This is a genomic window from Chryseobacterium sp. Chry.R1, assembly GCF_039645525.1.
Classification (GTDB): Bacteria; Bacteroidota; Bacteroidia; order Flavobacteriales; family Weeksellaceae; genus Chryseobacterium; species Chryseobacterium proteolyticum.
The window spans coordinates 2,897,506-2,918,545 of sequence record NZ_CP151793.1; the positions used below are offsets into that span (position 1 = coordinate 2,897,506).

Annotated in this window: 21 protein-coding genes and 4 tRNA genes; 13 read left to right on the forward strand and 12 right to left on the reverse strand. The window is 35.9% G+C overall.

Annotated elements, in window-relative coordinates; genetic code table 11:
• Nucleotides 1-139 precede the first annotated feature (139 nt).
• The gene (locus tag AAEU33_RS13065) at nt 140-925 is read left to right on the forward strand and encodes an SDR family NAD(P)-dependent oxidoreductase (protein WP_345987961.1); all 786 of its coding nucleotides are present in this window, start codon (nt 140-142) and stop codon (nt 923-925) included.
• Complete coding sequence (locus tag AAEU33_RS13070) at nt 922-1,938, forward strand: NAD-dependent epimerase/dehydratase family protein (RefSeq protein ID WP_345987963.1); 1,017 nt, start codon at nt 922-924, stop codon at nt 1,936-1,938. The genes AAEU33_RS13065 and AAEU33_RS13070 overlap by 4 nt, the downstream gene beginning before the upstream one ends.
• On the opposite strand, the gene AAEU33_RS13075 is transcribed toward AAEU33_RS13070, so the two are convergent.
• The 5 genes from AAEU33_RS13075 to AAEU33_RS13095 form a co-directional block, all read right to left on the reverse strand.
• Nucleotides 1,889-2,248, reverse strand: a complete 360-nt coding sequence (locus tag AAEU33_RS13075; RefSeq protein ID WP_172278677.1) for a DUF4180 domain-containing protein — start codon at nt 2,246-2,248, stop codon at nt 1,889-1,891. The genes AAEU33_RS13070 and AAEU33_RS13075 overlap by 50 nt on opposite strands.
• A gap of 86 nt (nt 2,249-2,334) precedes the next feature.
• Complete coding sequence (locus AAEU33_RS13080) at nt 2,335-2,721, reverse strand: 5-carboxymethyl-2-hydroxymuconate Delta-isomerase (RefSeq protein ID WP_345987965.1); 387 nt, start codon at nt 2,719-2,721, stop codon at nt 2,335-2,337.
• Between the two features lie 53 nt (nt 2,722-2,774).
• Nucleotides 2,775-3,623, reverse strand: a complete 849-nt coding sequence (prmC, locus tag AAEU33_RS13085; RefSeq protein WP_345987966.1) for a peptide chain release factor N(5)-glutamine methyltransferase — start codon at nt 3,621-3,623, stop codon at nt 2,775-2,777.
• A complete protein-coding gene (gene yaaA, locus AAEU33_RS13090) occupies nt 3,624-4,382 on the reverse strand; it encodes a peroxide stress protein YaaA (RefSeq protein WP_172278671.1) in 759 nt (252 codons plus the stop codon).
• Between the two features lie 156 nt (nt 4,383-4,538).
• Nucleotides 4,539-5,150 (reverse strand): L-threonylcarbamoyladenylate synthase, encoded by a 612-nt coding sequence (locus AAEU33_RS13095; protein ID WP_172278669.1) that lies wholly within the window; start codon nt 5,148-5,150, stop codon nt 4,539-4,541.
• A 101-nt stretch (nt 5,151-5,251) separates the two neighbouring features.
• On the opposite strand from AAEU33_RS13095, the gene AAEU33_RS13100 reads away from it, so the two are divergent.
• The 4 genes from AAEU33_RS13100 to AAEU33_RS13115 all read left to right on the forward strand — a co-directional run bounded on the left by AAEU33_RS13100 (nt 5,252) and on the right by AAEU33_RS13115 (nt 5,658).
• Nucleotides 5,252-5,324: transfer RNA gene (locus tag AAEU33_RS13100), tRNA-Met, on the forward strand.
• A gap of 39 nt (nt 5,325-5,363) precedes the next feature.
• Nucleotides 5,364-5,436, forward strand: a tRNA-Met gene (locus tag AAEU33_RS13105).
• 38 nt (nt 5,437-5,474) lie between these two features.
• A tRNA-Met gene (locus AAEU33_RS13110) sits at nt 5,475-5,547 on the forward strand.
• Between the two features lie 38 nt (nt 5,548-5,585).
• Nucleotides 5,586-5,658: transfer RNA gene (locus tag AAEU33_RS13115), tRNA-Met, on the forward strand.
• A gap of 71 nt (nt 5,659-5,729) precedes the next feature.
• Here AAEU33_RS13115 and AAEU33_RS13120 read toward each other — a convergent pair.
• Entirely contained in the window at nt 5,730-6,311 is a 582-nt protein-coding gene (locus AAEU33_RS13120; protein WP_345987968.1) for a hypothetical protein, read from the reverse strand.
• A 331-nt stretch (nt 6,312-6,642) separates the two neighbouring features.
• Here AAEU33_RS13120 and AAEU33_RS13125 point away from each other — a divergent pair, with 331 nt between their 5' ends.
• The 3 genes from AAEU33_RS13125 to AAEU33_RS13135 all read left to right on the forward strand — a co-directional run bounded on the left by AAEU33_RS13125 (nt 6,643) and on the right by AAEU33_RS13135 (nt 9,807).
• The gene (locus AAEU33_RS13125) at nt 6,643-7,008 is read left to right on the forward strand and encodes a BlaI/MecI/CopY family transcriptional regulator (protein ID WP_172278665.1); all 366 of its coding nucleotides are present in this window, start codon (nt 6,643-6,645) and stop codon (nt 7,006-7,008) included.
• A 1-nt stretch (nt 7,009) separates the two neighbouring features.
• A complete protein-coding gene (locus AAEU33_RS13130) occupies nt 7,010-8,857 on the forward strand; it encodes a M56 family metallopeptidase (RefSeq protein ID WP_345987970.1) in 1,848 nt (615 codons plus the stop codon).
• A gap of 62 nt (nt 8,858-8,919) precedes the next feature.
• Nucleotides 8,920-9,807: a GLPGLI family protein gene (locus tag AAEU33_RS13135; RefSeq protein WP_345987971.1), complete on the forward strand. Its 888-nt coding sequence runs from the start codon at nt 8,920-8,922 to the stop codon at nt 9,805-9,807.
• 53 nt (nt 9,808-9,860) lie between these two features.
• Here the strand turns inward: AAEU33_RS13135 and fsa are convergent, their stop codons facing one another.
• A complete protein-coding gene (fsa, locus tag AAEU33_RS13140; RefSeq protein WP_172278659.1) occupies nt 9,861-10,514 on the reverse strand; it encodes a fructose-6-phosphate aldolase in 654 nt (217 codons plus the stop codon).
• Nucleotides 10,515-10,727: 213 nt separating this feature from the next.
• On the opposite strand from fsa, the gene AAEU33_RS13145 reads away from it, so the two are divergent.
• Nucleotides 10,728-11,216, forward strand: coding sequence for a YdeI/OmpD-associated family protein (locus tag AAEU33_RS13145; RefSeq protein WP_345987973.1), 489 nt, complete (start codon nt 10,728-10,730; stop codon nt 11,214-11,216).
• Between the two features lie 43 nt (nt 11,217-11,259).
• Here AAEU33_RS13145 and AAEU33_RS13150 read toward each other — a convergent pair whose 3' ends face one another.
• Nucleotides 11,260-11,811: a hypothetical protein gene (locus AAEU33_RS13150; RefSeq protein WP_306612601.1), complete on the reverse strand. Its 552-nt coding sequence runs from the start codon at nt 11,809-11,811 to the stop codon at nt 11,260-11,262.
• A gap of 192 nt (nt 11,812-12,003) precedes the next feature.
• Here AAEU33_RS13150 and pepE point away from each other — a divergent pair, with 192 nt between their 5' ends.
• The 3 genes from pepE to AAEU33_RS13165 all read left to right on the forward strand — a co-directional run bounded on the left by pepE (nt 12,004) and on the right by AAEU33_RS13165 (nt 15,350).
• Complete coding sequence (pepE, locus tag AAEU33_RS13155) at nt 12,004-12,699, forward strand: dipeptidase PepE (RefSeq protein ID WP_345987975.1); 696 nt, start codon at nt 12,004-12,006, stop codon at nt 12,697-12,699.
• Nucleotides 12,700-12,799: 100 nt separating this feature from the next.
• Nucleotides 12,800-14,173, forward strand: coding sequence for a D-alanyl-D-alanine carboxypeptidase/D-alanyl-D-alanine-endopeptidase (gene dacB / locus AAEU33_RS13160; protein ID WP_345987977.1), 1,374 nt, complete (start codon nt 12,800-12,802; stop codon nt 14,171-14,173).
• 7 nt (nt 14,174-14,180) lie between these two features.
• On the forward strand, nt 14,181-15,350 hold the full coding sequence (locus tag AAEU33_RS13165; protein WP_273648241.1) for a HAMP domain-containing sensor histidine kinase: 1,170 nt from the start codon (nt 14,181-14,183) through the stop codon (nt 15,348-15,350).
• A gap of 62 nt (nt 15,351-15,412) precedes the next feature.
• Here AAEU33_RS13165 and AAEU33_RS13170 read toward each other — a convergent pair whose 3' ends face one another.
• The 4 genes from AAEU33_RS13170 to AAEU33_RS13185 form a co-directional block, all read right to left on the reverse strand.
• A complete protein-coding gene (locus AAEU33_RS13170; RefSeq protein ID WP_345987978.1) occupies nt 15,413-17,269 on the reverse strand; it encodes a peptidase M61 in 1,857 nt (618 codons plus the stop codon).
• A gap of 162 nt (nt 17,270-17,431) precedes the next feature.
• Nucleotides 17,432-19,063 carry a M1 family metallopeptidase gene (locus AAEU33_RS13175; RefSeq protein WP_345987980.1) on the reverse strand — a complete coding sequence of 544 codons (1,632 nt, stop codon included), beginning with the start codon at nt 19,061-19,063 and terminating at the stop codon, nt 17,432-17,434.
• A gap of 278 nt (nt 19,064-19,341) precedes the next feature.
• Nucleotides 19,342-20,169: a twin-arginine translocase subunit TatC gene (tatC, locus tag AAEU33_RS13180; RefSeq protein ID WP_273648238.1), complete on the reverse strand. Its 828-nt coding sequence runs from the start codon at nt 20,167-20,169 to the stop codon at nt 19,342-19,344.
• 175 nt (nt 20,170-20,344) lie between these two features.
• Nucleotides 20,345-21,040, reverse strand: coding sequence for a type 1 glutamine amidotransferase domain-containing protein (locus AAEU33_RS13185; protein WP_345987982.1), 696 nt, complete (start codon nt 21,038-21,040; stop codon nt 20,345-20,347).

The window sequence follows — 21,040 nt, forward strand, 5'->3', positions numbered from 1 at the left end:
GGTTTATAAATTTTAACCTTTTTTACTTTTATTATATTGATTTTAAGTTGTTTATGATTTGTGCTTAAATGTGTTCAGTCATATAAGATGGAACAGAAAAGGATCTTCATAAAGATACATTTGTACCATAATTTTTATCATGGATACTAAAGAATCATTTGCTGTTGTAACGGGAGCAAGTCAGGGATTAGGCAAGGCGTTTGTCGAGCATCTGGCTAAAAAGAAGATCAATGTTATTCTTATCAGTCTGCCTGGTCAGAATGTGGCTTATTTAAGTAAAAAAATAGCAGAAATCTATGATGTAAAAACCCATTATTATGAAATTGATCTTTCTGTAAATGAAAATGTAATGCAGATAACAGAGGAGCTGAACAGGTCTTTTAATATCCATATTTTAATTAATAATGCCGGTCTGGGAGGAACCCGAAAATTTGTGGATGCTACGCCTGATTATATCAATACGATATTACAGGTCAATGTTATGGCTACTTCTTTAATGACCCATCAGCTGTTGCCTAATCTTTTGAAACAACCCAAAGCTTATATTTTAAATGTTTCTAGCATGGCTGCATTTTCACCGATTGGTTTTAAAACGGTTTATCCCGCCTCCAAAACATTTATCCATTCCTTTTCCAGAGGATTACATGAGGAACTGAAAGATACCAATGTTTTTGTGAGTGTTGTGAATCCGGGAGCAATGAAAACCAATAAAGATGTCTGCGAAAGAATTGAAAAACAGGGTTTTTTAGGAAAGCTGACTTTGCTTGATCCTAATAAGGTGGCTGCACGATGTGTCAACCAGCTATTCAAAAGAGATTCTGTCATCATGGTTAATCCTATAAGTTGGCTGGTAATGAAGATATTGCCCATCTGGATTAAATTACCTTTGATGACGAACGCAATAAAAAAAGAAATAGAAGCATGAAAAAAGTTTTTGTTACCGGTAGTACCGGGCTTTTAGGAACTCATGTTGTTAAAAAATTATTAAGAGATGGTTATTTTGTTATTGCTTTGGTGCGGCAGAAAAGTCGCTATTATGGTCAGGAAGATGAAAACCTCCGGTTAGTTGAGGGAAGTTTGTTTTCTGATGTTTCCTCGCATCTTAAACTGGTGGATTTCGTCATTCATATTGCTGCTGAAACTGGGCAGGATCTGCTTTCCTATGGGGAATACAGAAAAACAAATTATGATGCCGTGGTTCATTTGTTTTCACAGTCAGTTGAAGCCGGGGTTAAAAAGTTCTTATTTGTAAGTACTGCGAATACGATGGGATATGGGAATCTTGACGAATTAGGTCATGAAAGCTCCGATCAAAAATATCCCTTCACAAAATCTTATTATGCCCGAAGTAAATCAGAAGCTGAGGGTTTTCTTTTCCGAAACAACAAAACCACTGAAGTTGTTATTCTAAATCCGACGTTTATGATCGGGCCTTATGACTGGAAGCCCAGCTCGGGGAAAATTATTTATTGGGTATGGAAGAAAAATCTGGTTTTTTACCCATCCGGAGGAAAGAATTTTGTTCATGTGGAAGACGTTGCCTCTGGAATCGTTAATGCCATCGAAAGGGGAAAAAATGGAGAGCGGTATCTTTTAGGGCATGAGAATTTAAAATATAAAGACTTCTTTAAAAAAGTAAATCTGATTACCCATCAAAACCCTTTATTGCTTCCACTTCCGGATTTCATTCTGATACTTTTGGGAATAACAGGGGATTTACTAAGATGGCTGAATGTAAAGACGAATCTAAGCTCACCCAACATGAAAGCTTTGAGAATAGATAATTATTATACCAACTGCAAGTCAATAGAACAATTAAACCTGGAATACCAGTCCGTAGATAAAGCAATTGCCGATGCGATAGATTTTTTTCAGAATAAAGAATATACTACTTTGAAAACTTCTCCAAAGCCTCTTTCAACGTTTCAACAAAATTAATATGCCTGGTTTTATTGCTTTCAAAAATAAAATCTTTCATACTTTTACTTTCATATTGACTAAAATCTCCTATAATGGCTAATCCCATTCTGTAATTGGAGAACTTCTGGAGAATATCGCCGGCAATTTTAGTTTTGAGGTCAAAGAATTCCGGGGTTATATTTTTCTCATAGATAATCACCTTATCAAACCCCTGATAGTAGGCGTTACCTAAGAGATCGATACCGTCCTGAGCCGATTGTATAATCGCGTTATCGGAAATCACTTCCGCTACTTTGATACCATTGACCTGGTGAGTTTTAAATTCCATGATTATTTAATTTTTGACGTAAAAATTTGCTTATTGATGTAAAGGAAAACAAGTATTATGCTAAATATTGTTTCGTTTAAAAAATATCAGTGACCAGGAAAGTGTCTGTCCTTATTCTTATTTTCAGGGTTGATTAAAGATTTATTGCAATAAGTTGCTGCTTTAAACTCCTGTATATTAATAGACAGAATAGGTATATCCGGAAACATCAGATTCAGCCGTTCTATTATTTGTCTGGATAAGCTGGTCTTTTGTTCTATTGTTCTTCCTGCCATAATATTTCCGAAAATATGGATAAAGCTTTCCTTTCCATCATCCATCTTATAATATTTAAAAGGCTTTAATCTCACTTTGATATCTCCTTTTGCAAAAAGTCCGGAGTTTTCTGCAGTCTCGTAAACTGCATTCATTATTTCACCGGGAGATTTCTGATCTAAAATATTTTCTGAGCAATCTATGATAAAATGTGGCATGGTTATTTGAAATTTGAGCTAAAGATACAGAACTAATCGAAAATACCGGAATCCTATCTTTTTCCCGTTATAAACCTGTCATTTCCAGACAAATCTTTTACCAGATGAGCCTCCGAAAAGAAAGAATAAAGCTCCAGGGTTTCGGATCCTAATTTTTGATTAATTTCTAAAAATAACAATCCGTTTCCGTTCAGGTTTTTTTTCGAATCTTCAGCGATTTTCCTGTAGAAGATCAAAGCATCAGAAGTAGGGGAGAAGAGCGCCATTTGTGGTTCAAATCCTTTCACAGAGTCTTCAATTTCAACTTCTTCTTCAATCCCGATGTAAGGAGGATTGGAAATAATGACATCATAATTTTCAGTAAGCTTAAAATTCAGATAGTCACCATACATAAAACGAACATCCAGCTCATGAAAAACAGCATTTCTTCTTGCTGTTTCTAAAGCTGCTTCTGAAAAGTCTATAGATGAAACATCGGCATCCGGAAAATGTTTTTTAAGAACCAAAGGAATAACTCCGCTTCCTGTACCAATATCAAGAATCTTAAGATCTTTCTGTTCAGAAAACGAACTTTGGATTGTATCAATGGCTATCTCAAGCAGTTCTTCTGTTTCGGGGCGTGGTATTAAAACATTTTCGTTCACAAAAAATGTCATCCCGTAAAATTCCGTTTCACCTAGGATATGTTGGTAAGGTTTACCGGTTTTTAGCTCTGCGGTTATTTTCTGAAGCTCCTTTTCATCATCAGATAGCAACTCCTGATGAGAAAACCGTCTTTGCTGGAACTGATCAAATCCGATTAATTTTTCAACAAAAACAGAAAACAGGAAAGCACTTTCAGATGCTGAATACAGATTACTCAGCTCTTTTTTGAAATGGATTTTAAATTCTGAAATTGTCATTTATCTTGTAAAAACCAATTTGGTATCTGTAGATTTTTCTTCGTCGATCATATAACCTTCATAATTAAAGGCTTTAACATCGTCCAGCGTTTGGGCATTGGTTTCAGCACAGAATCTTACAACAAGACCTCTGGCGTGTTTGGTATACACAACAATCGTTTTTAATTTTCCGTCCTTTAATTCATAAAAATCGAAATCAATTACTTTATGGTTCAGTTTTTTCCGGTCAATTACTTTTCCATATTCATTACTTGCCAGTTGAAGCAGAATCTCATTTTTCTTCATTTCTGAGTTCAGCTGATCTGTAATTTTCTCTCTCCAGAACTCATATAGATTTTTGTATTGATCAAATTCAAAATGACGGCCCATTTCAAGTCGGTACAACATGACTTTATCAGAAGGTTTTAACAAGCCATAAAGACCTGAAAGCATTCTGTAATTTTTCTGCAGATAATCCACGGCACTTTTATCCAGGGTTTTGGCATCCAGCCCTCTGTATACTTCTCCGGTGAACGCAAACATAGCTGGTGCAGATTCTTTAGGCTTTGGATTTGCTTTCCAGTTTTGATTTCTTTCCCAGTTTTCATCTGCCAGCTTAGGAGAGATCTCCATGAGTTCGGAAAGATACTTAGGTGATTTATGTTTTAAAAATGATTGTATAAATTCTGCCTCTTCAATGAATTTCGGGGTAGTGGATCTCAACAGGTCAGTTGAGTTTTCTACGTTCATTAATTTAGCCGGTGATGTAATGATTTTCATAAAATAATATAATAAGAACCTCAGTGAGAGGTATATAATAAACAATATATATTTAATGTTGGATAATAATCGTTATTGGGGAAATCCGGAAATATATCCCATTTTTAGTTTCTTCCTAACCTCTAACCTCTAATTTCTAACTTCTATTTAGAAAGCTTATATAATCCCTTTTCCCTGTCTGATTACTTCAGGTTCTCCGGAAGTAAGATCTACAATAGTAGAAGCTACATTGTCTCCGTATCCTGAATCAATGACAATATCGACCAGATGATCGTATTTTTCAGCGATGAGTTCCGGATCGGTAGAGTATTCGATCACTTCATCTTCATCCCTGATAGAGGTAGAAGCAATCGGATGTCCCAATTTTTCAACAATCAGTTGAGGAATGGAGTGGTCTGGAACACGGATACCTATTGTTTTATGTCCTTTATAAGCCAGAGGAACACTTTTGTTGGCATCCAGAATGAATGTAAAAGGTCCGGGAAGGTGGCTTTTTAAAAATCGAAATACGGAAGTATCAATGGGTCTTGTAAAATCCGAAAGGTGACTAAGGTCGTTACAAATAATTGAAAACTGGGCTTTTTCCAGCTTCATTTTTTTGATCTGAGCCAGTTTTTCCATGGCTTTGATGTCAAAAATATTACAACCCAATGCATAAATAGTATCAGAAGGATAAATAATTAATCCACCATTATTCAAGGTTTTAACCACCTCATTAATAAGATTTTCCTGAGGATTGTCAGGGTAAATTTTTAATATTTTTGCCATAAAACAAAGATACAAATAAATGTATAGTTTTTATAAAACTCCTTTATTTAAAAGAAAAATTAGGAATTTTAAAAAAAAGTCGTACATTTGCAATCCAATATCGCGGGATGGAGCAGTAGGTAGCTCGTCGGGCTCATAACCCGAAGGTCATCGGTTCGAGTCCGGTTCCCGCTACTAAGTAAGTGTTTTCGGTAAACACTCTAAAAAATACATCGCGGGATGGAGCAGTAGGTAGCTCGTCGGGCTCATAACCCGAAGGTCATCGGTTCGAGTCCGGTTCCCGCTACTAAGCAAGTGCTTTCGGTAAGCACTCTAAAAATACACCGCGGGATGGAGCAGTAGGTAGCTCGTCGGGCTCATAACCCGAAGGTCATCGGTTCGAGTCCGGTTCCCGCTACTAAGCAAGTGTTTTCGGTAAACACTCTAAAAATATACCGCGGGATGGAGCAGTAGGTAGCTCGTCGGGCTCATAACCCGAAGGTCATCGGTTCGAGTCCGGTTCCCGCTACTAAAGCAAAAGAGAATCACAAAGTGATTCTCTTTTTTATGTTAAAAAATCCCGCATAAAGCGGGATTATATTATTGTGCTAGTTCAGCATAAGGTTTTAATTTAAGATCATCTGCCATTGTCTGACCCAGAAATTCTTTCTTTTGATTTCCTTTCATTCTGTTGGAGGCATCATCACCATTAAAATAAGCGTCATTTAATTTTGTAGTGATTTCACTAGGATTAAAATCAATTTTAGTATCACCTTCCACTCCAAGATATCCATTCTTTTTTGTGAGGTAAGTAATATAGTTTTTATAGTTGATAAGCGTATTTCTCAGGTATTGGGTGTGGTATTCCATGCACTTTTTAGCTTTCTTTGAAGAATTATTTAAAATGCAGTTGTTCATATTTCCTCTGTATAAGTACCATTCAGATTCTAAAATACCATATTCTTTTCCCAGTGCTGCTTTTCCGTTGGTAAGAATATTATTGTCTCCTTCTTTGGTAGCGATCGCTTGTAAATGTCCGATAACCGCAGGAACTGTATTTTCAATTTTAGTTTTTGCTTCCTTTAAAGCGCTGAAATCTGCAGCAGGCGAACCTTTCTTTTGAGCATTAGTAATGTTAAAAATAAGTAGTAATAGTACAATCAGTAAATTATATCTTTTCATGAGAAATTTTTAAAGCACTAAAATAAATATATTTTCCCAGTTTAAGCATATTCATTTTAATTTTATTTAATAAAAATTAACAAGTTTTAAGAATTTATATTGTAATTAAAGAATTTTCTATTGATAATTCAGTGGAATTTGATTACTACTTATAAATTTAACATATTTTAATAAAAAATATTATGTTGAATATCAATTAGTTAGGCGCTTATTCTATTTATCACTAAAAAAATAGTTGTTTGAATGTAATTTATTTCTACATTTGTATAACTAATTAAATAGTGATATAGAATTTAGCGACGATATATCATTCAAGATAAATGAACAGGATATGATAATTCAGACTTTAACAAAAGCAGAAGAACAGGTAATGCAGTATTTATGGAAAATAGAAAAAGGATTCCTCAAGGATATTCTTGATTTGTTTCCTGAACCCAAACCTCACACAAATACTGTTTCAACTATTCTAAAAGTATTAAAGGATAAGGAATTTGTTGATTATAATGTTTATGGCAGACAGCATGAATATTTTGCACTGATCACAAAGGAACAGTATTCGGGAAAGACGATGAAAAGTCTTGTAAAAAATTATTTCAAAGGATCTTATAAAAGTGCAGTCTCTTTTTTGGTAGAAAAAAATGAAATGACGGTAGAAGATCTTGAAATGCTGCTCAACGAACTCAAAAAGAAAAACTGATATGGAAACTCTACTTCTATACTTTGGGAAAGTAATTGTATGTTCTGGTGTAACATTTTTGTATTATCAGTTGTCTTTAAAGGACAAGACATTTCATCATTATAACAGATTCTATCTGTTATCGGCTATATTACTTTCATTGTTATTACCTCTTATGAGGGTTGATGATTTTACTATAGAAGTGAATAATGAGGTGTATGTGCTGCTCAATAAATTACAGAATTTTAATTCACATAAAAACATAAGCAATGACCACATTTATTTTAGAATTATTTTTTCAGCTTTGGGACTGGTTTCTTTCTATTTTTTAGGAAGGTTTATCTATGGGATCATCAGGATCCAACAGCTTAAAAAGAAATTTCAAAAAGAGAGTTTTGATGGTATAAATTTTTACCATACAAACCTTACTGAAGCACCGTTTTCATACTTTAAAAATCTATTCTGGAAGAATTCAATACAGTTGAATTCTGATATTGGGAAACAGATCTTAAAGCATGAGATGGTACATATTGAACAGAAGCATTCCTTTGATAAAATTTTTATCGAAGTGATTACTTCAGTTTTCTGGTTCAATCCGTTCTTTTATATGATGAAAAAAGAACTCGGTCTTATCCATGAATACCTGGCTGATAAAAAAGCCGTCAAACAATCGGACACAAAAGCATTTGCGCAGATGCTTTTAGCAAGTCACTTTTCCGGAACACAGTTACCTGCAACCAGTCCGTTTTTAAGTTCAAATTTAAAAAAACGTCTAAAAATGTTACAAAAACCCAAAACCAAATTCGGGTATGCGCGAAGGATTTTTGCATTACCGGTTTTATTTACAGTGGCTTTTGCCTATATGGTAAATGCGAAGAATAAAGAGATCAAAGAAACCAACATAGCGATCCGGGAAGCAGTATCCAGAATGGAAGAACAGCCTGAAGCCAAAATTCAGAATGTAACTTCCATCATAAAAGACACCATTCCTGCCAAAATCGGTAAAATTGATGATTCACAACAAAAGCTGTTAAGAAAAAAAGAAACAGAGAAATTAAAAGATCTTGGAAAGAAAATCCAGGAAAAAAGTATGGCTCTGAAAAGCCTTAAGCCGGAAAGTAAAGAGTTCCAGAAGAATGTAGATGAGCTTAATGATCTGTCAGCTGAAATGGGAAAAATTACAAGTTCCGATGATTTCAGAATGGCTTATACCATTAATGGAAATGAAATTAAAAGAATTAATGACTTTTTCAAATCCGATGAATGGAAGAATAAAGTGAAAGAGCTCAAGAATATGAACGTTGAGATTCCTGAAATACCTGAAATTAATTTCGATTTCCAGGATATGCCAACGCCTCCGGTTCCTCCGACAGCTCCTCGAATGAAAGCATTCAAGTTCAGTGAAATTAAGGATATGAAATGGGATGCAGCAGAACTTGCCAAGGCTTCCGAGAATGCAAAAGGAGCTATGGAAACGGCTGCGAAACGAGCGAAACTCGATAGAAAGCGTGCCAGGCTTAACGAAAAAAGAGCTAAACTTGATGCAGAAAGAATGAAGCTGGATGCAGAAAGAAGAGCATTGGATGGCAACAATAGAAGAGTTTATGTGTATACATCCAGTTTTAGCGATTCGGATAATCCGGTGACAGTGAGGCTGAACTCTAATTTTAAAGATGTAAATACTTTTACAGTTCCAAGAGTAAACGGATCCGCTAATAATTACGGTAACATGAAATTATACATTAACGGAGTAGAGGTCACCAGAAAAGAATTTGATGCTATTAATCCAAAGGATATTAAAAGTATGAATGTGAATAAACGCACAAAAGACGGAGATCCTTCAGGAGAGATAAGAATTCAGACAAAATAATAAAGTTCCAATTGGCTTTGTCAATCCAGAATTGGCAAAGCTTTTTTATGTCTCAATAACCTATGAAAAATAATATTTTACTTTTTTTACTTTTGAGTATACTTACTCATGCCCAGGCAAACAGGTTTTATTATGATTATAAATATATCTCGGATTCCACCAACAGAGCGGATATAAAAAGTGATGTAATGCTCCTGGATATTGATAAAAATGGCTCAAAATATTACAGCCGTGAAAAATTTGTCTCCGACTCTACAACAAAAGCGGATATCGCAAAGCAAATGAAAGGCGGTTTTGGAGAAAGTATTAATATCAAAAAAAATATGAAACCGGGTGTGATTGCTACAAGCGTTACCAAAACATATCCCGACTATAAGGTTGTACTTTCAGAAAAAATAGGGAACACAATCTATAAAATAGCAGAAGATCAAAAACCTGAATGGAAGATTCTTTCTGAAAAACAAAAAATAGGAGAGTATAACACCCAAAAAGCAACAACAACCTATGGAGGCAGAGAATGGACTGCCTGGTTTAGTACCGATATCCCTTTTCAGGACGGACCTTATAAATTCTATGGATTGCCCGGTTTAATTGTGAAGCTTGAAGACAAAACAGGTTCGCATATAATGACTTTGATTGGAAATAAAAAGACAAACTTAAGCCAGGACGAAGACATACAAATGCCGGGAGTAACCATGATCGGTTTGGGGGGCAAAGATATCGAAGTAACAAAAAAACAGTTTAAAAAAGCCTGGAAAGATTATCAGGCAGATCCCACAAAGGACATGAAGCAAACAATGAGCACACTTCCGGCCGGAGCTGTCGTAAGAATGAAAAATAAGGATGGGAAAGACATTGATATGAATGAAATGTACAGGAATATAGAGAAAAGGGCGAGAGAAGAAATGAAAAATAACAATAATAAAATAGAGCCTGATCTTTATAAATAAAATAAAAAATCCCGAATTCATTTCGGGATTTTTTATGCAATATGGTTAAGCTGTTAAGCCAATTTCTGAGAATCTGCAATAAACTGAGCTAATCCACTGTCTGTAAGCGGGTGCTTTAACAGGCTTAAGATTGGAGCCAGTGGCGAAGTGATCACGTCAGCACCGATTTTAGCACAATCAATAATGTGCATAGAATGACGGATAGATGCTGCTAAAATCTCAGTTTCGTACATATAGTTGTCAAAAATCAAACGAATCTCCTGGATAAGGTTAAGCCCGTCCGTAGAAATATCATCTAGTCTTCCCAGGAATGGAGAAACATAAGTTGCTCCTGCTTTTGCTGCTAAAAGAGCCTGTCCCGGAGAGAAAATCAATGTACAGTTCGTCTTGATCCCTTTGTCCGAAAAATATTTTAATGCTTTGATACCATCTTTAATCATCGGAATTTTTACCACAATGTTTGGATGGATTGCTGCCAATTCATCTCCTTCTTTGATCATTTCCTCATATGTTGTAGAAAGTACTTCTGCAGAAATATCACCATCTACAATTTCACAGATCGTTTTGTAGTGGTTCTTGATTGCTTCAGCTCCCTGGATACCTTCTTTAGCCATTAATGAAGGGTTAGTGGTTACACCATCTAAAATTCCAAGATCTTTAGCTTCCTTAATTTGCTCTAAATTAGCAGTGTCAATAAAAAATTTCATTTTGTTACATAGATTTATTCCTGCAAAGATAAGGAATACTTTGCGAGTGGAAAACTTAGTTGCTGTTTTGTTGGTTTGAGACTGGAAGGTAGATATTAGATATTAGATATTAGAGGTTAGAAGTTAGAGGTTGGAAAACATAAATAGTCTGTCGGATATCTATTGATTGTCTACTATTTTATCCTATTAAACTATTTTCTAAATTTGTGATATATGGAAAATAATCTGTTTACAGCACGGCTTGAAATTATAGGAATTAATCCTTTTGTTTTCATTCCTGAAGAAATATTAAAAACAATTTTTGAAGTTTCAGGAAGAGATAAGAGCCCTATTCCTGTGAAAGGAACAGTGAATGGTGTGGAATATAAGCAGAATTTAATGAAGTATCTCGGAGAATGGAGATTGTATATAAATCTTGTCATGTTAAAGAATTCTCCCAAAAGAATTGGTGAGATAATAGAAGTTTCAATAGAATATGATAGCTCGGACAGGAGTATTGTTATTCATCCTAAACTTGACCAGGCGATCAGGGAAGATCCTGTTACCCTGCGTAATTTTGAAAGTTTAATCCCTTCAAGAAAGCTGGAATTGGTCCGTTATATCAATAACCTTAAAACCGAGGCAAGCATTGAAAGAAACATTGATAAAATTATAAGACACCTGAAAGGAGAAACCGATTTCTTCGGTAAAATGATCAAATAAAATACAGAAATAAAAAATCCGGAAATTTTCCGGATTTTATTTTTTATGAATTTAAGGTTTTGCTAAGTTTTAAAGCATCCTGATTGGTGGGGTCATACTGTAACGACTTAGCTATATGTTCTTTTGCTTTATTACGGTCGCTCTGCTGTTCTGAAAAGGCCAGATAGAAATAAGCATACGCAAGGTTTTTCTTGTTTTGCTCTACTTCCTCAGGTTTTACAGTTGCTATATACTTTTCATAAGCAATTTTAGCATTGGCATCATCTTTAGCAGCCTGATATGCGTAAGCCTGGCTGTAATATGCCGGAGCCCAATCGGGTAATAAAACAGATATCTTTTTCCAAGTCGCCACTGCATTGGTCCAATCTGAAGCATCCTGATAAGCTGCAGCTAATTTAGCTAACGATTCTGTATCCTTTGGATTGGCTTCAATTTGTTTTTTAAGACCCTCAATACTGGAATCTCCAGCTTGAGTTGTTGCAGCTGTATTGGCTGTTGTTTTGGTGCTATCTACCTGTGCATTAACCAAACTCATTCCTCCTACAAATAATAAACCTAAAAATAGATTTTTGATATTAATTTTAACGATTTTCATAATCTTATATTTTATAATTCTACATTTTGAAATTCAATAATAATTCCATAAATGGCTAAATTTTAGAGGCTTTAAGTTTTTTTAGAAAATATTAACGGATACAGCTATTTTTTTTAGCTTAATTTTTGATTCGTTGTGGTTTCAGTTATCTTTGTACTTCAACTAGTTTTATAACCACAATAATTTCATTGTATGAATATCATATTAGCTTCGACATCAGCCATTTTCGGTGGCGAATACCTGGAATATTTAAGAGAAGAATTAATACAATTATATAAGGGTGTTGATGAAATCATCTTTGTTCCTTATGCAAGGCCTGGAGGGATATCCCATGACGATTATACGGCAAAAGCCCGTTCTTTTTTTGAAACAATAGGTATTAAAGTAAAAGGCCTTCATGAATTTGACGATAAAGCCGCTGCTTTATATAATGCGAAAGGATATTTTACAGGAGGTGGAAATACATTTTTATTGGTTAAAACTTTACATGAGGAAAATCTGATGTCGGTTTTAAAGAATAATATAGAACAAGGTAAGCCTTATTTAGGATGCAGCGCGGGAAGCAATATCGGAGGACAAAATATGAAAACAACGAATGATATGCCTATCGTTTATCCTCCAAGTTTTGATTGTATGGGCTTGGTCCCTTTTAATCTGAACCCTCACTATCTGGATCCAAATCCGGAATTAAAACATAACGGCGAAACCCGGGAAACCAGAATTCTTGAATTTCTAACCCAAAATGATTTAAAGGTAATCGGGTTGCGTGAAGGAAACTGGATCAGGAGAATTGGTGGAAATATAACGGTTGAAGGAAGCGAACTGACAAGGATTTTTGAGAAGGGAAGGGCACCCTATGAAATTGAGGCAGGAAGCTCATTAATCTGATCCCACTATCTTTTTTTATATTTGAATAAAGAATGGACTATTCAGCAATGATATAGTCAACATAAGTTGCGAAATAATCAATCACCATAACAATGATGCAATGAAAAAAACACTTGGTGTTCTTATATTATCTACACAAATAGTTTTTGCTCAGGATATCGCTCAAAAATTAGACGATGCTACAAATGATCTTATGAATTCTTCAGGAGGAATAGCATCCAGTTTATCGTTTTATGTAACCGATGAAAACGGGCGTTTGATTTACGATTATCAGGGAAATAAAGGACTTTCGACTGCTTCCACGCAGAAAATATTTACGGCTGGGGCAGCATTGGAAACATTAGGGAAAAATTATACTTTTAAAACAACAGCCGGTTATTCGGGTACGATTTCAAAAGATGTTCTTAACGGAAACCTATTGATCAGTTCTAATGGTGATCCTACTCTGGGAAGCTGGAGATACGAAGCATACAAACCTGAAAATTTTAAGAAAAAGCTTATCGAAGCAATCAAAACGCAGGGAATTGCAAAGGTTAACGGAGACCTGGTGATCGATGATTCATATTTTGACCATCAGACGATTCCCGGGGGCTGGCCCTGGGATGATCTGGGGAATTATTACGGCGCCGGAGTTTGGGGGATCAACTGGAGAGAGAACCAGTTTGATATCAACATCAACGGCACTACTTTTAAAAGCTTTTCATATCCGCTGGAAGGAGTTCAATGGTTAAATGACCTGAAAGCCGGTGGAAGTTCGGATCAGAGCCTTATTTTCACGGCACCACACTCGGATGTGGCATTGATTAACGGAACTTTACCTGCCGGTAAAACGGTTACTGTTTCAGGATCAACTCCAAATCCTCCTTTACAATTGGGAGTAGAAGTAAAACAGTGGCTTAAGGAAGCCGGAATTAGCTTTTCAGGGAAGGTTATTACGAATTCCCAACTCGAAATTGAGGGGAAACAGATATTTGAAGTTCCTAAGAAAAATATATTTCTTACGTATCAATCACCGACGTTAGATAAGATTATATACTGGTTTCTAAGAAAGAGTATTAATCTGTATGGAGAAACTCTTATTAAGACGCTGGGGAAAGAGAAAAAGGGAAATTCAAGCTTTAAAAGCGGAGTTGCCTATCTTAAAGAGTTCTGGAAATCCAATGGGATTAATCCGAATATGATCAATTTTGCAGACGGTAGCGGGCTTTCTCCTCAGAACTATGTATCGGCAAAAGCAGAGGTACAGGCTCTCTTGTATGCTAAAAAGCAACCATGGTTTGATGCCTATTATGACGGATTCCCAACGCAGGAAAACGGGATGAAAATGAAAAGCGGAACTATGAGGGATACAAAATCTTTTGCGGGATATCAAACGGCAAAGGATGGAAAAAAATATGTATTCTCCATTATCATCAATAATTATCAGGGAAGCGGAAATACGGAATTACAAAAAATTCTGAATATTTTAAAATAAAAAAGGTATGAAGAATCGTCCGTTTTTATCGAGAATCAATAACTGGTTTGTATTTACGTTACTTACCGTGATTGTTATTGCTTTGATTGTTTCATCTAATATTCTCATTAAAAATTTAAGGGAAAAAGAGGCTGAAAGAATTAAGGTTTTCGCTACTGCGATAAAGATTCTCCAGGACAATAAGCAGAAAAGTTCTGAGACCCAGGAGCTTTTGTTTGCGATATTAACGGAGAATGATCAGATTCCATCAATTTTGACGAATGAAAATAAAGAACCTTTTATATTTGAAGGGAGTTCAAGAAATATTGCCAAAGAAATTCTTGAAAATCCCGGAGAACTAAAAAAGCTAATCTCAAAAATGGAAAATAATTATGCTCCATTTGAGATTGAAGTGGCAAACGGTGATAAGCAGTTTGTATTTTATGATAACTCTTCATTGCTTAACAATTTGCGTTACTATCCTTATTTCTTAGGGCTATTTATCCTATCCTACCTGTTATTTTCATTCTGGTTTCTGAGGACGATTAAAAAAACGGATGAAGGGTATGTATGGGCAGGTCTGGCGAAGGAAACCGCACACCAGATCGGAACTCCGCTTTCATCCATGATAGGATGGATGGAGATTATGAAACTGGAAAATCCGGATTCTGAAGGAATTGAAGAGATAGAAAAGGATATTGAGAGACTGAGAACCATTTCTGAACGATTTTCAAAAATCGGATCTGTGCCGGAGCTTAATGATATGAATTTTAATCAGATGATTCAGGAGAATTATGAATATTTAAAATCCAGGATTTCAAGTAAGATAAGTTTTACCCTGCAGCTACCGACATATACTATTCTGGTTCCGCATAATAAGATCCTGATGAGCTGGGTTATTGAAAATCTGGTGAAAAATGCCGTAGATGCTATGAAAGGGGAAGGATCTTTGCAAATGTCCGTATTTGAAAGAAATAAAAATATCCTGGTAGAAGTGAAAGATACGGGTAGCGGCATGACAAAGCAGCAGGCAAGAAATGCGTTTAAACCGGGCTATTCAACAAAGAAGCGGGGTTGGGGATTAGGATTGTCGCTTGCAAAAAGGGTAGTGCAGGAATACCATAACGGTGACATAAAGATTTCACAAACAGAATTGGGCAAGGGGACTACTTTTAGGATAACAATTAAGAAAGGATAAGAAAGTCTGTAAAAATAAAAAAAGCGGGGAACAATCCCCGCTTTTTCATTAAGTATTGTTTATTATTTCTTTCCTGTTAACCACTGATCCTGCAGTTTTTGTTCTGCCGGTGTAGGATTGGCTTTGTATTTAAGCGTTTCCATAGTTAACTTATCAAGGATTGCTTTTCCTTTCAGCTCTATTTTATCAGTCTTATCTCCATTTTTTCTAAGAACTGTTACTGTCACGGGTTGTCCTTCTTTGATGGTTTTGGTATAATTGATAAATGCCTGTATATTTTTCACATCAATAGTTTTTCCGTCTATTGCATAGATCTCATCCGTAATTTTAAAACCAATGCTCTTCGCAAAAGGAGATAAAGGAGAGTTTTCATCAAAAATGAAAGTATTGTTTTTCTCGTTAAATCCTGTTTGGTTTGGGTCTTTAATAAACCAGAAGATTGGTGGAGTTTCCTGTTTTGTTATTTCCACACCTACCTGGTTTAAATAGTCAGCATAAGGTGTTGGCTGATTTCCTGCAATATATTTGTTGTAAAAATCTTTAACTTGCGGGTAGCCGGTAACAGTTACCAGTTCATCGATCAGTTTGTCGTCCTTAAACGGTTTGTTTTCACCAAATCTCTGTGATAATTTTCTGATCATATCACGATACCCCATCTCACCGTTGGATAATTTTCTAAGCTCAATATCCATACACATCGCCAGTAAGGCTCCCTTTTCGTAAACATTTCTGTACTGATCCTTGTAAGGCTCTACAAGAACATTTTTACTCATTACGGTAAACGGCATTGTGTCGTCATAGTTCTTAGAATTGGTGATTTTTTCACCTATTCTCTTCAGGAATTCATCCTTGTTGATCAATCCTTCCTGGATTTGGAATAAATTTGCGAAATACTCTGTTCCTCCCTCATACATCCATAGATGTTGAGACATTTTAGGATCTGCATAATTGAAGTAATGAATTTCTTCAGAGTGGGTTTTCAGTGGGTTTACCGTATGGAAGAATTCGTGTGAAACAACATCGGTAATGGTTTGATCGATAGCTTCTTTAGGCATGGCCTCCGGTAATACAACACTTGTAGACTCATGGTGTTCCAATGCCCCGAAACCTTTAATCTGGGGTCCTTCTCCACCTGAAAGGTAAAGCATGATCGCATACTTTTTATTGGTATTCATATCACCCAGGAATTTCTTTTGGGCAACGACCATTTTTTCAAGGTTGGTTTTAAAGTCAGCTGCTTTATACTTTCCTGTCGGAGAATAAACGCCTAAAACCAGATCCATACCGCCTGCATTAAAAGTAATATAATCCGGTTTGGTGTACATTAACGGAGAATCTGTCACTTTTGCATAGTTAGCCAGCGTAAAAGTGTCTGTAGCTTCTGATTTATCCTGATCTACGAGGGCGGTGGTTCCATAGAAATCAGCGGGCTTCTGAATGACCAACTGGTAAGGAACATCCTGCATATCATCTATATATCCTATAAACCCATGGGTATTGATTAAATATACTTTTCCAGCTTCAATATCAGTTCCAGACGGAGAAAATACCGCTTTGTGTTTTTCAGTATTCAATTCATCATCAAAACTGTCATTGACCAGATAAGTTACCTTTGATAAAAACTGAGCATTTTTAAGTGCATAGGAATTGTCATCCACTTTCGTGTAGGCCAGCTCTCTTCCTTTGTTATCGAAGAATTTGATACCTTCTATAAATCTTCCGTAGTCATCCACGGAATAAGTTCCGGGAACTGTTTTAGGAAAATGGAATTTTACATTGCCGGATTTCATTTTAGGAAATTCCATTGTTACCACCACCTTATCGTCTTTTACATTCACCAGGTCAATATTGGTTTTAATAGACTGGGCATTGGCCAGAACAGTGGCTAATATACCTAAGCTTAGTGCTATTTTTTTCATTGATTAGAATTTATAGTTAAGTAGTTGTTCTAAAAATGATTTTGTTACAAATAAGATTCCATTGTGGTATTAAACTTTTCTTAAAATGAAGAAAGCGCTGAAATGCAGAAGGGCGAAAAAGCGAATTTGCAAATTAGCTATTTACTCTATCAGCCTTTTCGCTTATTGTACCTTCTTATAATTCACGTAATAATTTTTATTAAACTCAACAGGAGTACCTTTTTTCAATTTTACCGTTTGCCATACCTCTGTTGGATTTATAGTTTGCTCTCCGTCAATTCTGATAGGAAGCTTGAAGTTCTTAACAACATTGGTGTATCTGAACTTCAATGCTTCTCCTTTTTGAGAGTATTCCAGTGTCGGAACTTTAATAGTTCTCAAATACTGGTTGAATACACTGGAAAAGTCAATGCCTGATTTCGAATTGATGTAGTTTTCAATTTGCTGAGTAGTTACCGTCTGGTGGTAGAATTCCTTATTAAGACCTCTTAGGATCTGTCTGAACTTATCATCATTGTTGATAACCTGTCTGATCGTGTGGATCATGCTGGCACCTTTAGGGTACATGTCACCGCTTCCTTCATTTCGAACTCCGTATTTACCGATAATCGGGATGTCATTGCTTATGATATTGCGTATTCCGATGGCATATATATCTGCTGATTTTTTATCCAGGTATTTTTCTGTAAAAAGAACTTCCGAATAATTGGTAAAACTTTCATGGATCCACATGTCAGCCTGATCTTTTGCGGTGATATTATTGGCAAACCATTCATGTCCGCTTTCATGGATAATGATAAAATCCCATTTCAATCCCACTCCCGTACCGGACAGATCCCGTCCCAGATATCCGTTCATATATTGATTACCATAAGCTACGCTACTCTGATGTTCCATCCCCAGATACGGAGAATCCACGAGTTTATAAGAATCCTCATAAAAAGGATACGGACCAAACCAGTACTCAAAAGCGGATAGCATTGGTTTTACCTGCTGGAATTGCTTTTTTGCTTTTTCTAGATTGTAATCCAATACCCAATAATCCAGATCCAATTTCCCTTTTTCCCCGTTAAAAGTATCTTTAAAATTGACGTATTTTCCAATATTAGGAATAATGGAATAGCCGTTGATCGGGTTTTTAACTTCCCAAGTATATATGGTTTTATCTCCGTCCGCTTTTTTATCGATTAAACGTCCGTTTCCAACCCCAACAAGACCTTTGGGAGCAATGATTTTCATAGTAATGCCATTATCCGGCTCGTCACTCCATATATCCTTTGTAGGAAGCCATACAGAAACCCCTATGCCTTCATCAGCAACGCTCATCCAAGGATTTCCTTTTTCATCCTTGGTAAAAACCCAGCCTCCATCCCAGGGTGCTTTTTTGGCAATCACAGGATTTCCGGAATAGGTGATATCAATGGTGTATTTTTCGCCTTTTTTGAAGTTTTTATTTGTGGTGATGAAAATGAAATCCCCATCCTGTTTGGTGTCGGCAATCGGAAAGCTGGCCTCCACTTTATCGGCTTTCATAGGTTTTTGAAGATCGATCTGGAAAGTAGGGTTGGTGACATCTTTGATGATTTCAAAACTGATCTTGTTGGTTCCTTTAATGCTTTTCTGATCAAAATCCGGTTCTACGGAAAGATCATATCTTTTTACATCCCAAAAGTTCCGGAATTTGGTGTTAGAACCTTTTAAAGTGTCCTGCTTTGTAAATGTTTCCGTTTTTTCGAAGAATTGTCCAAAAGCAAGTCCTGATGCAAGTAAAAGTGAATATGAAAGTTTTTTCATCTGATATCAAATTATTAATCTATCAAAAATAGAAAATTAATTGAAGATAAATTGTGAAAGCATAAAATAGTTCTTAAAACTAATATCGGTAACAGTGAGCAAAACAATAGCCCTGATTGAAGTGAAAATACTTTTTATAAAAAAGATTGTAACGAAAAGCAGGATTAAGCTCCTGAAAAAAAATATAAATCGAGTGGTTATATCCATAAAAAAATCCCGCAGATCAATCTGCGGGAATATAGTAAGAAGACGTTTTCGGTCTTCGTTTTTTGCTGACACTACTTCTGAACGACAGGCAGGTTTCCTTCACGTTTCTGAACCTTCTTATAGGTATAAGAACACATAACAATACTGAATTCATACAGCAACAATAATGGCAGGGCAGCCATAATCATACTTAAAACATCAGCAGGAGTAATAATGGCTGCAACAACCATGATGAGCACAATAGCATGTCTTCGGTATGTTTTCATGAATTTCGGGCTCAGAATTCCGATCGTCGTAAGGAAATAAATAAGGATAGGAAATAGAAAAACCACTCCCATACCTAATACAACCTGTAAGAATAACGTGGTATAATCACTCAGATCATAAAGAGGAACGATAATATCGGAAATTTTGAAAATCACCCCAAAGTTGACGGCAAAAGGAAGAATCAGAAAGTACCCTGATAAAACCCCTGACATAAACAATATCCACACCGCATTGATAATGAAGATCGAATTTTTTCTTTCTTTTGGATGTAATGCAGGACTGACGAAACGCCAAAGCTCCCAGACTATATAGGGAAATGCCAGAACAATCCCCCCGAAAATAGAAACCGCCATCATGACATTGAACTGCTGATAAAGCCTTTGTACACGAACAGGAAATTCTTTTGGAAGATGTATGCTGTCTTCTCCGAGGATCATCCTCGAAAAGTGATTAACAATTTTAAAAGTGGGAAAGTCATTTCTGGTAGGACCGAAAAAAATATGGTCCATAATCCAATTGATATTAAAGCCAATGATAAAAGCGGCAATAATAATAGCAATAATTGAGCGAATCAGATGCCCTCTTAATTCTCCAATGTGCCCAAGAAAGGACATTTCCTTTTTTTCTTCCATTATATAGAATCTATCTAGAATATTAAGGTCTTACAAAGTAAAAACTTTATAATATATAAGCATGCAAAACTATGAAATTATAATGAGTAATTGTAATTATTGATTATGATTTTGCTGTCCTTTTTATATAATCACTGATCCCGGTAAATTTGTACCGGGATCAGTTTTTAGATTTCTACTTTTCTTGTTTTTCCAATATTTCCAGCACTTTTTCACCAACCGCTCCTCCTGATTGAGGATTTTGGCCTGTAACCAGTCTTCCGTCAGCAACGGCGAAAGAAATAAAATCTTTATCGGCTTTTACATAGTTGGCACCATTGCTTTTTAAAACGTCTTCTGTCAGATAAGGCATATGGTCAGCTAACTCAGCTGCTACCTCCTCCGAATTTGAAAAACCGGTAAGTGTTTTCCCCTTAATCAGTAATTCACCATCTGAAAGCCGGATGTTAAATAAACCTACAGCACCATGACATACCGAAGAAACAATTCCTCCGTTTTCATAGATCTTTCTTGAAATATCCTGTAACTCCTTATTCTCAGGAAAATCCCATACAACACCATGTCCTCCGGAATAGTAAATAACTTCATAATCTTCTGCATGAATATTCTTAGGCTCTAAAGTATTTGCCAACTTTTCCCTGAAGGATTGATCTGCATAATATTTCCAGTCCACCGGTTGTACAAACATTTGGAGGGAAACAGGATCAAGAGGAGTGTAACCACCCCGCGGGCTTACAAAATCGATTTCATATCCTTTTTGGGATAATTTTTCATAAAAATGAACTGCCTCACCTAGCCATAAACCGGTTGCACGATCCATTTCAGGGTATTTTTCCACACTTGTGACTACGATTAATGCTTTTTTCTTCAT

Excerpts from the sequence above, each read along its gene's own strand:
- AAEU33_RS13170 (WP_345987978.1), bottom strand. The coding sequence starts at position 17,269 with ATGAAAAAAATAGCACTAAGCTTAGGTATATTAGCCACTGTTCTGGCC.
- prmC (WP_345987966.1), bottom strand. The coding sequence starts at position 3,623 with ATGACAATTTCAGAATTTAAAATCCATTTCAAAAAAGAGCTGAGTAAT.
- tatC (WP_273648238.1), bottom strand. The coding sequence starts at position 20,169 with ATGGAAGAAAAAAAGGAAATGTCCTTTCTTGGGCACATTGGAGAATTA.
- AAEU33_RS13165 (WP_273648241.1), top strand. The coding sequence starts at position 14,181 with ATGAAGAATCGTCCGTTTTTATCGAGAATCAATAACTGGTTTGTATTT.
- AAEU33_RS13125 (WP_172278665.1), top strand. The coding sequence starts at position 6,643 with ATGATAATTCAGACTTTAACAAAAGCAGAAGAACAGGTAATGCAGTAT.
- AAEU33_RS13175 (WP_345987980.1), bottom strand. The coding sequence starts at position 19,063 with ATGAAAAAACTTTCATATTCACTTTTACTTGCATCAGGACTTGCTTTT.
- AAEU33_RS13075 (WP_172278677.1), bottom strand. The coding sequence starts at position 2,248 with ATGGAATTTAAAACTCACCAGGTCAATGGTATCAAAGTAGCGGAAGTG.
- AAEU33_RS13150 (WP_306612601.1), bottom strand. The coding sequence starts at position 11,811 with ATGAAAATCGTTAAAATTAATATCAAAAATCTATTTTTAGGTTTATTA.
- AAEU33_RS13070 (WP_345987963.1), top strand. The coding sequence starts at position 922 with ATGAAAAAAGTTTTTGTTACCGGTAGTACCGGGCTTTTAGGAACTCAT.
- AAEU33_RS13130 (WP_345987970.1), top strand. The coding sequence starts at position 7,010 with ATGGAAACTCTACTTCTATACTTTGGGAAAGTAATTGTATGTTCTGGT.
- pepE (WP_345987975.1), top strand. The coding sequence starts at position 12,004 with ATGAATATCATATTAGCTTCGACATCAGCCATTTTCGGTGGCGAATAC.
- AAEU33_RS13145 (WP_345987973.1), top strand. The coding sequence starts at position 10,728 with ATGGAAAATAATCTGTTTACAGCACGGCTTGAAATTATAGGAATTAAT.
- yaaA (WP_172278671.1), bottom strand. The coding sequence starts at position 4,382 with ATGAAAATCATTACATCACCGGCTAAATTAATGAACGTAGAAAACTCA.
- AAEU33_RS13095 (WP_172278669.1), bottom strand. The coding sequence starts at position 5,150 with ATGGCAAAAATATTAAAAATTTACCCTGACAATCCTCAGGAAAATCTT.
- AAEU33_RS13120 (WP_345987968.1), bottom strand. The coding sequence starts at position 6,311 with ATGAAAAGATATAATTTACTGATTGTACTATTACTACTTATTTTTAAC.
- fsa (WP_172278659.1), bottom strand. The coding sequence starts at position 10,514 with ATGAAATTTTTTATTGACACTGCTAATTTAGAGCAAATTAAGGAAGCT.
- AAEU33_RS13080 (WP_345987965.1), bottom strand. The coding sequence starts at position 2,721 with ATGCCACATTTTATCATAGATTGCTCAGAAAATATTTTAGATCAGAAA.
- AAEU33_RS13185 (WP_345987982.1), bottom strand. The coding sequence starts at position 21,040 with ATGAAGAAAAAAGCATTAATCGTAGTCACAAGTGTGGAAAAATACCCT.
- AAEU33_RS13065 (WP_345987961.1), top strand. The coding sequence starts at position 140 with ATGGATACTAAAGAATCATTTGCTGTTGTAACGGGAGCAAGTCAGGGA.
- dacB (WP_345987977.1), top strand. The coding sequence starts at position 12,800 with ATGAAAAAAACACTTGGTGTTCTTATATTATCTACACAAATAGTTTTT.
- AAEU33_RS13135 (WP_345987971.1), top strand. The coding sequence starts at position 8,920 with ATGAAAAATAATATTTTACTTTTTTTACTTTTGAGTATACTTACTCAT.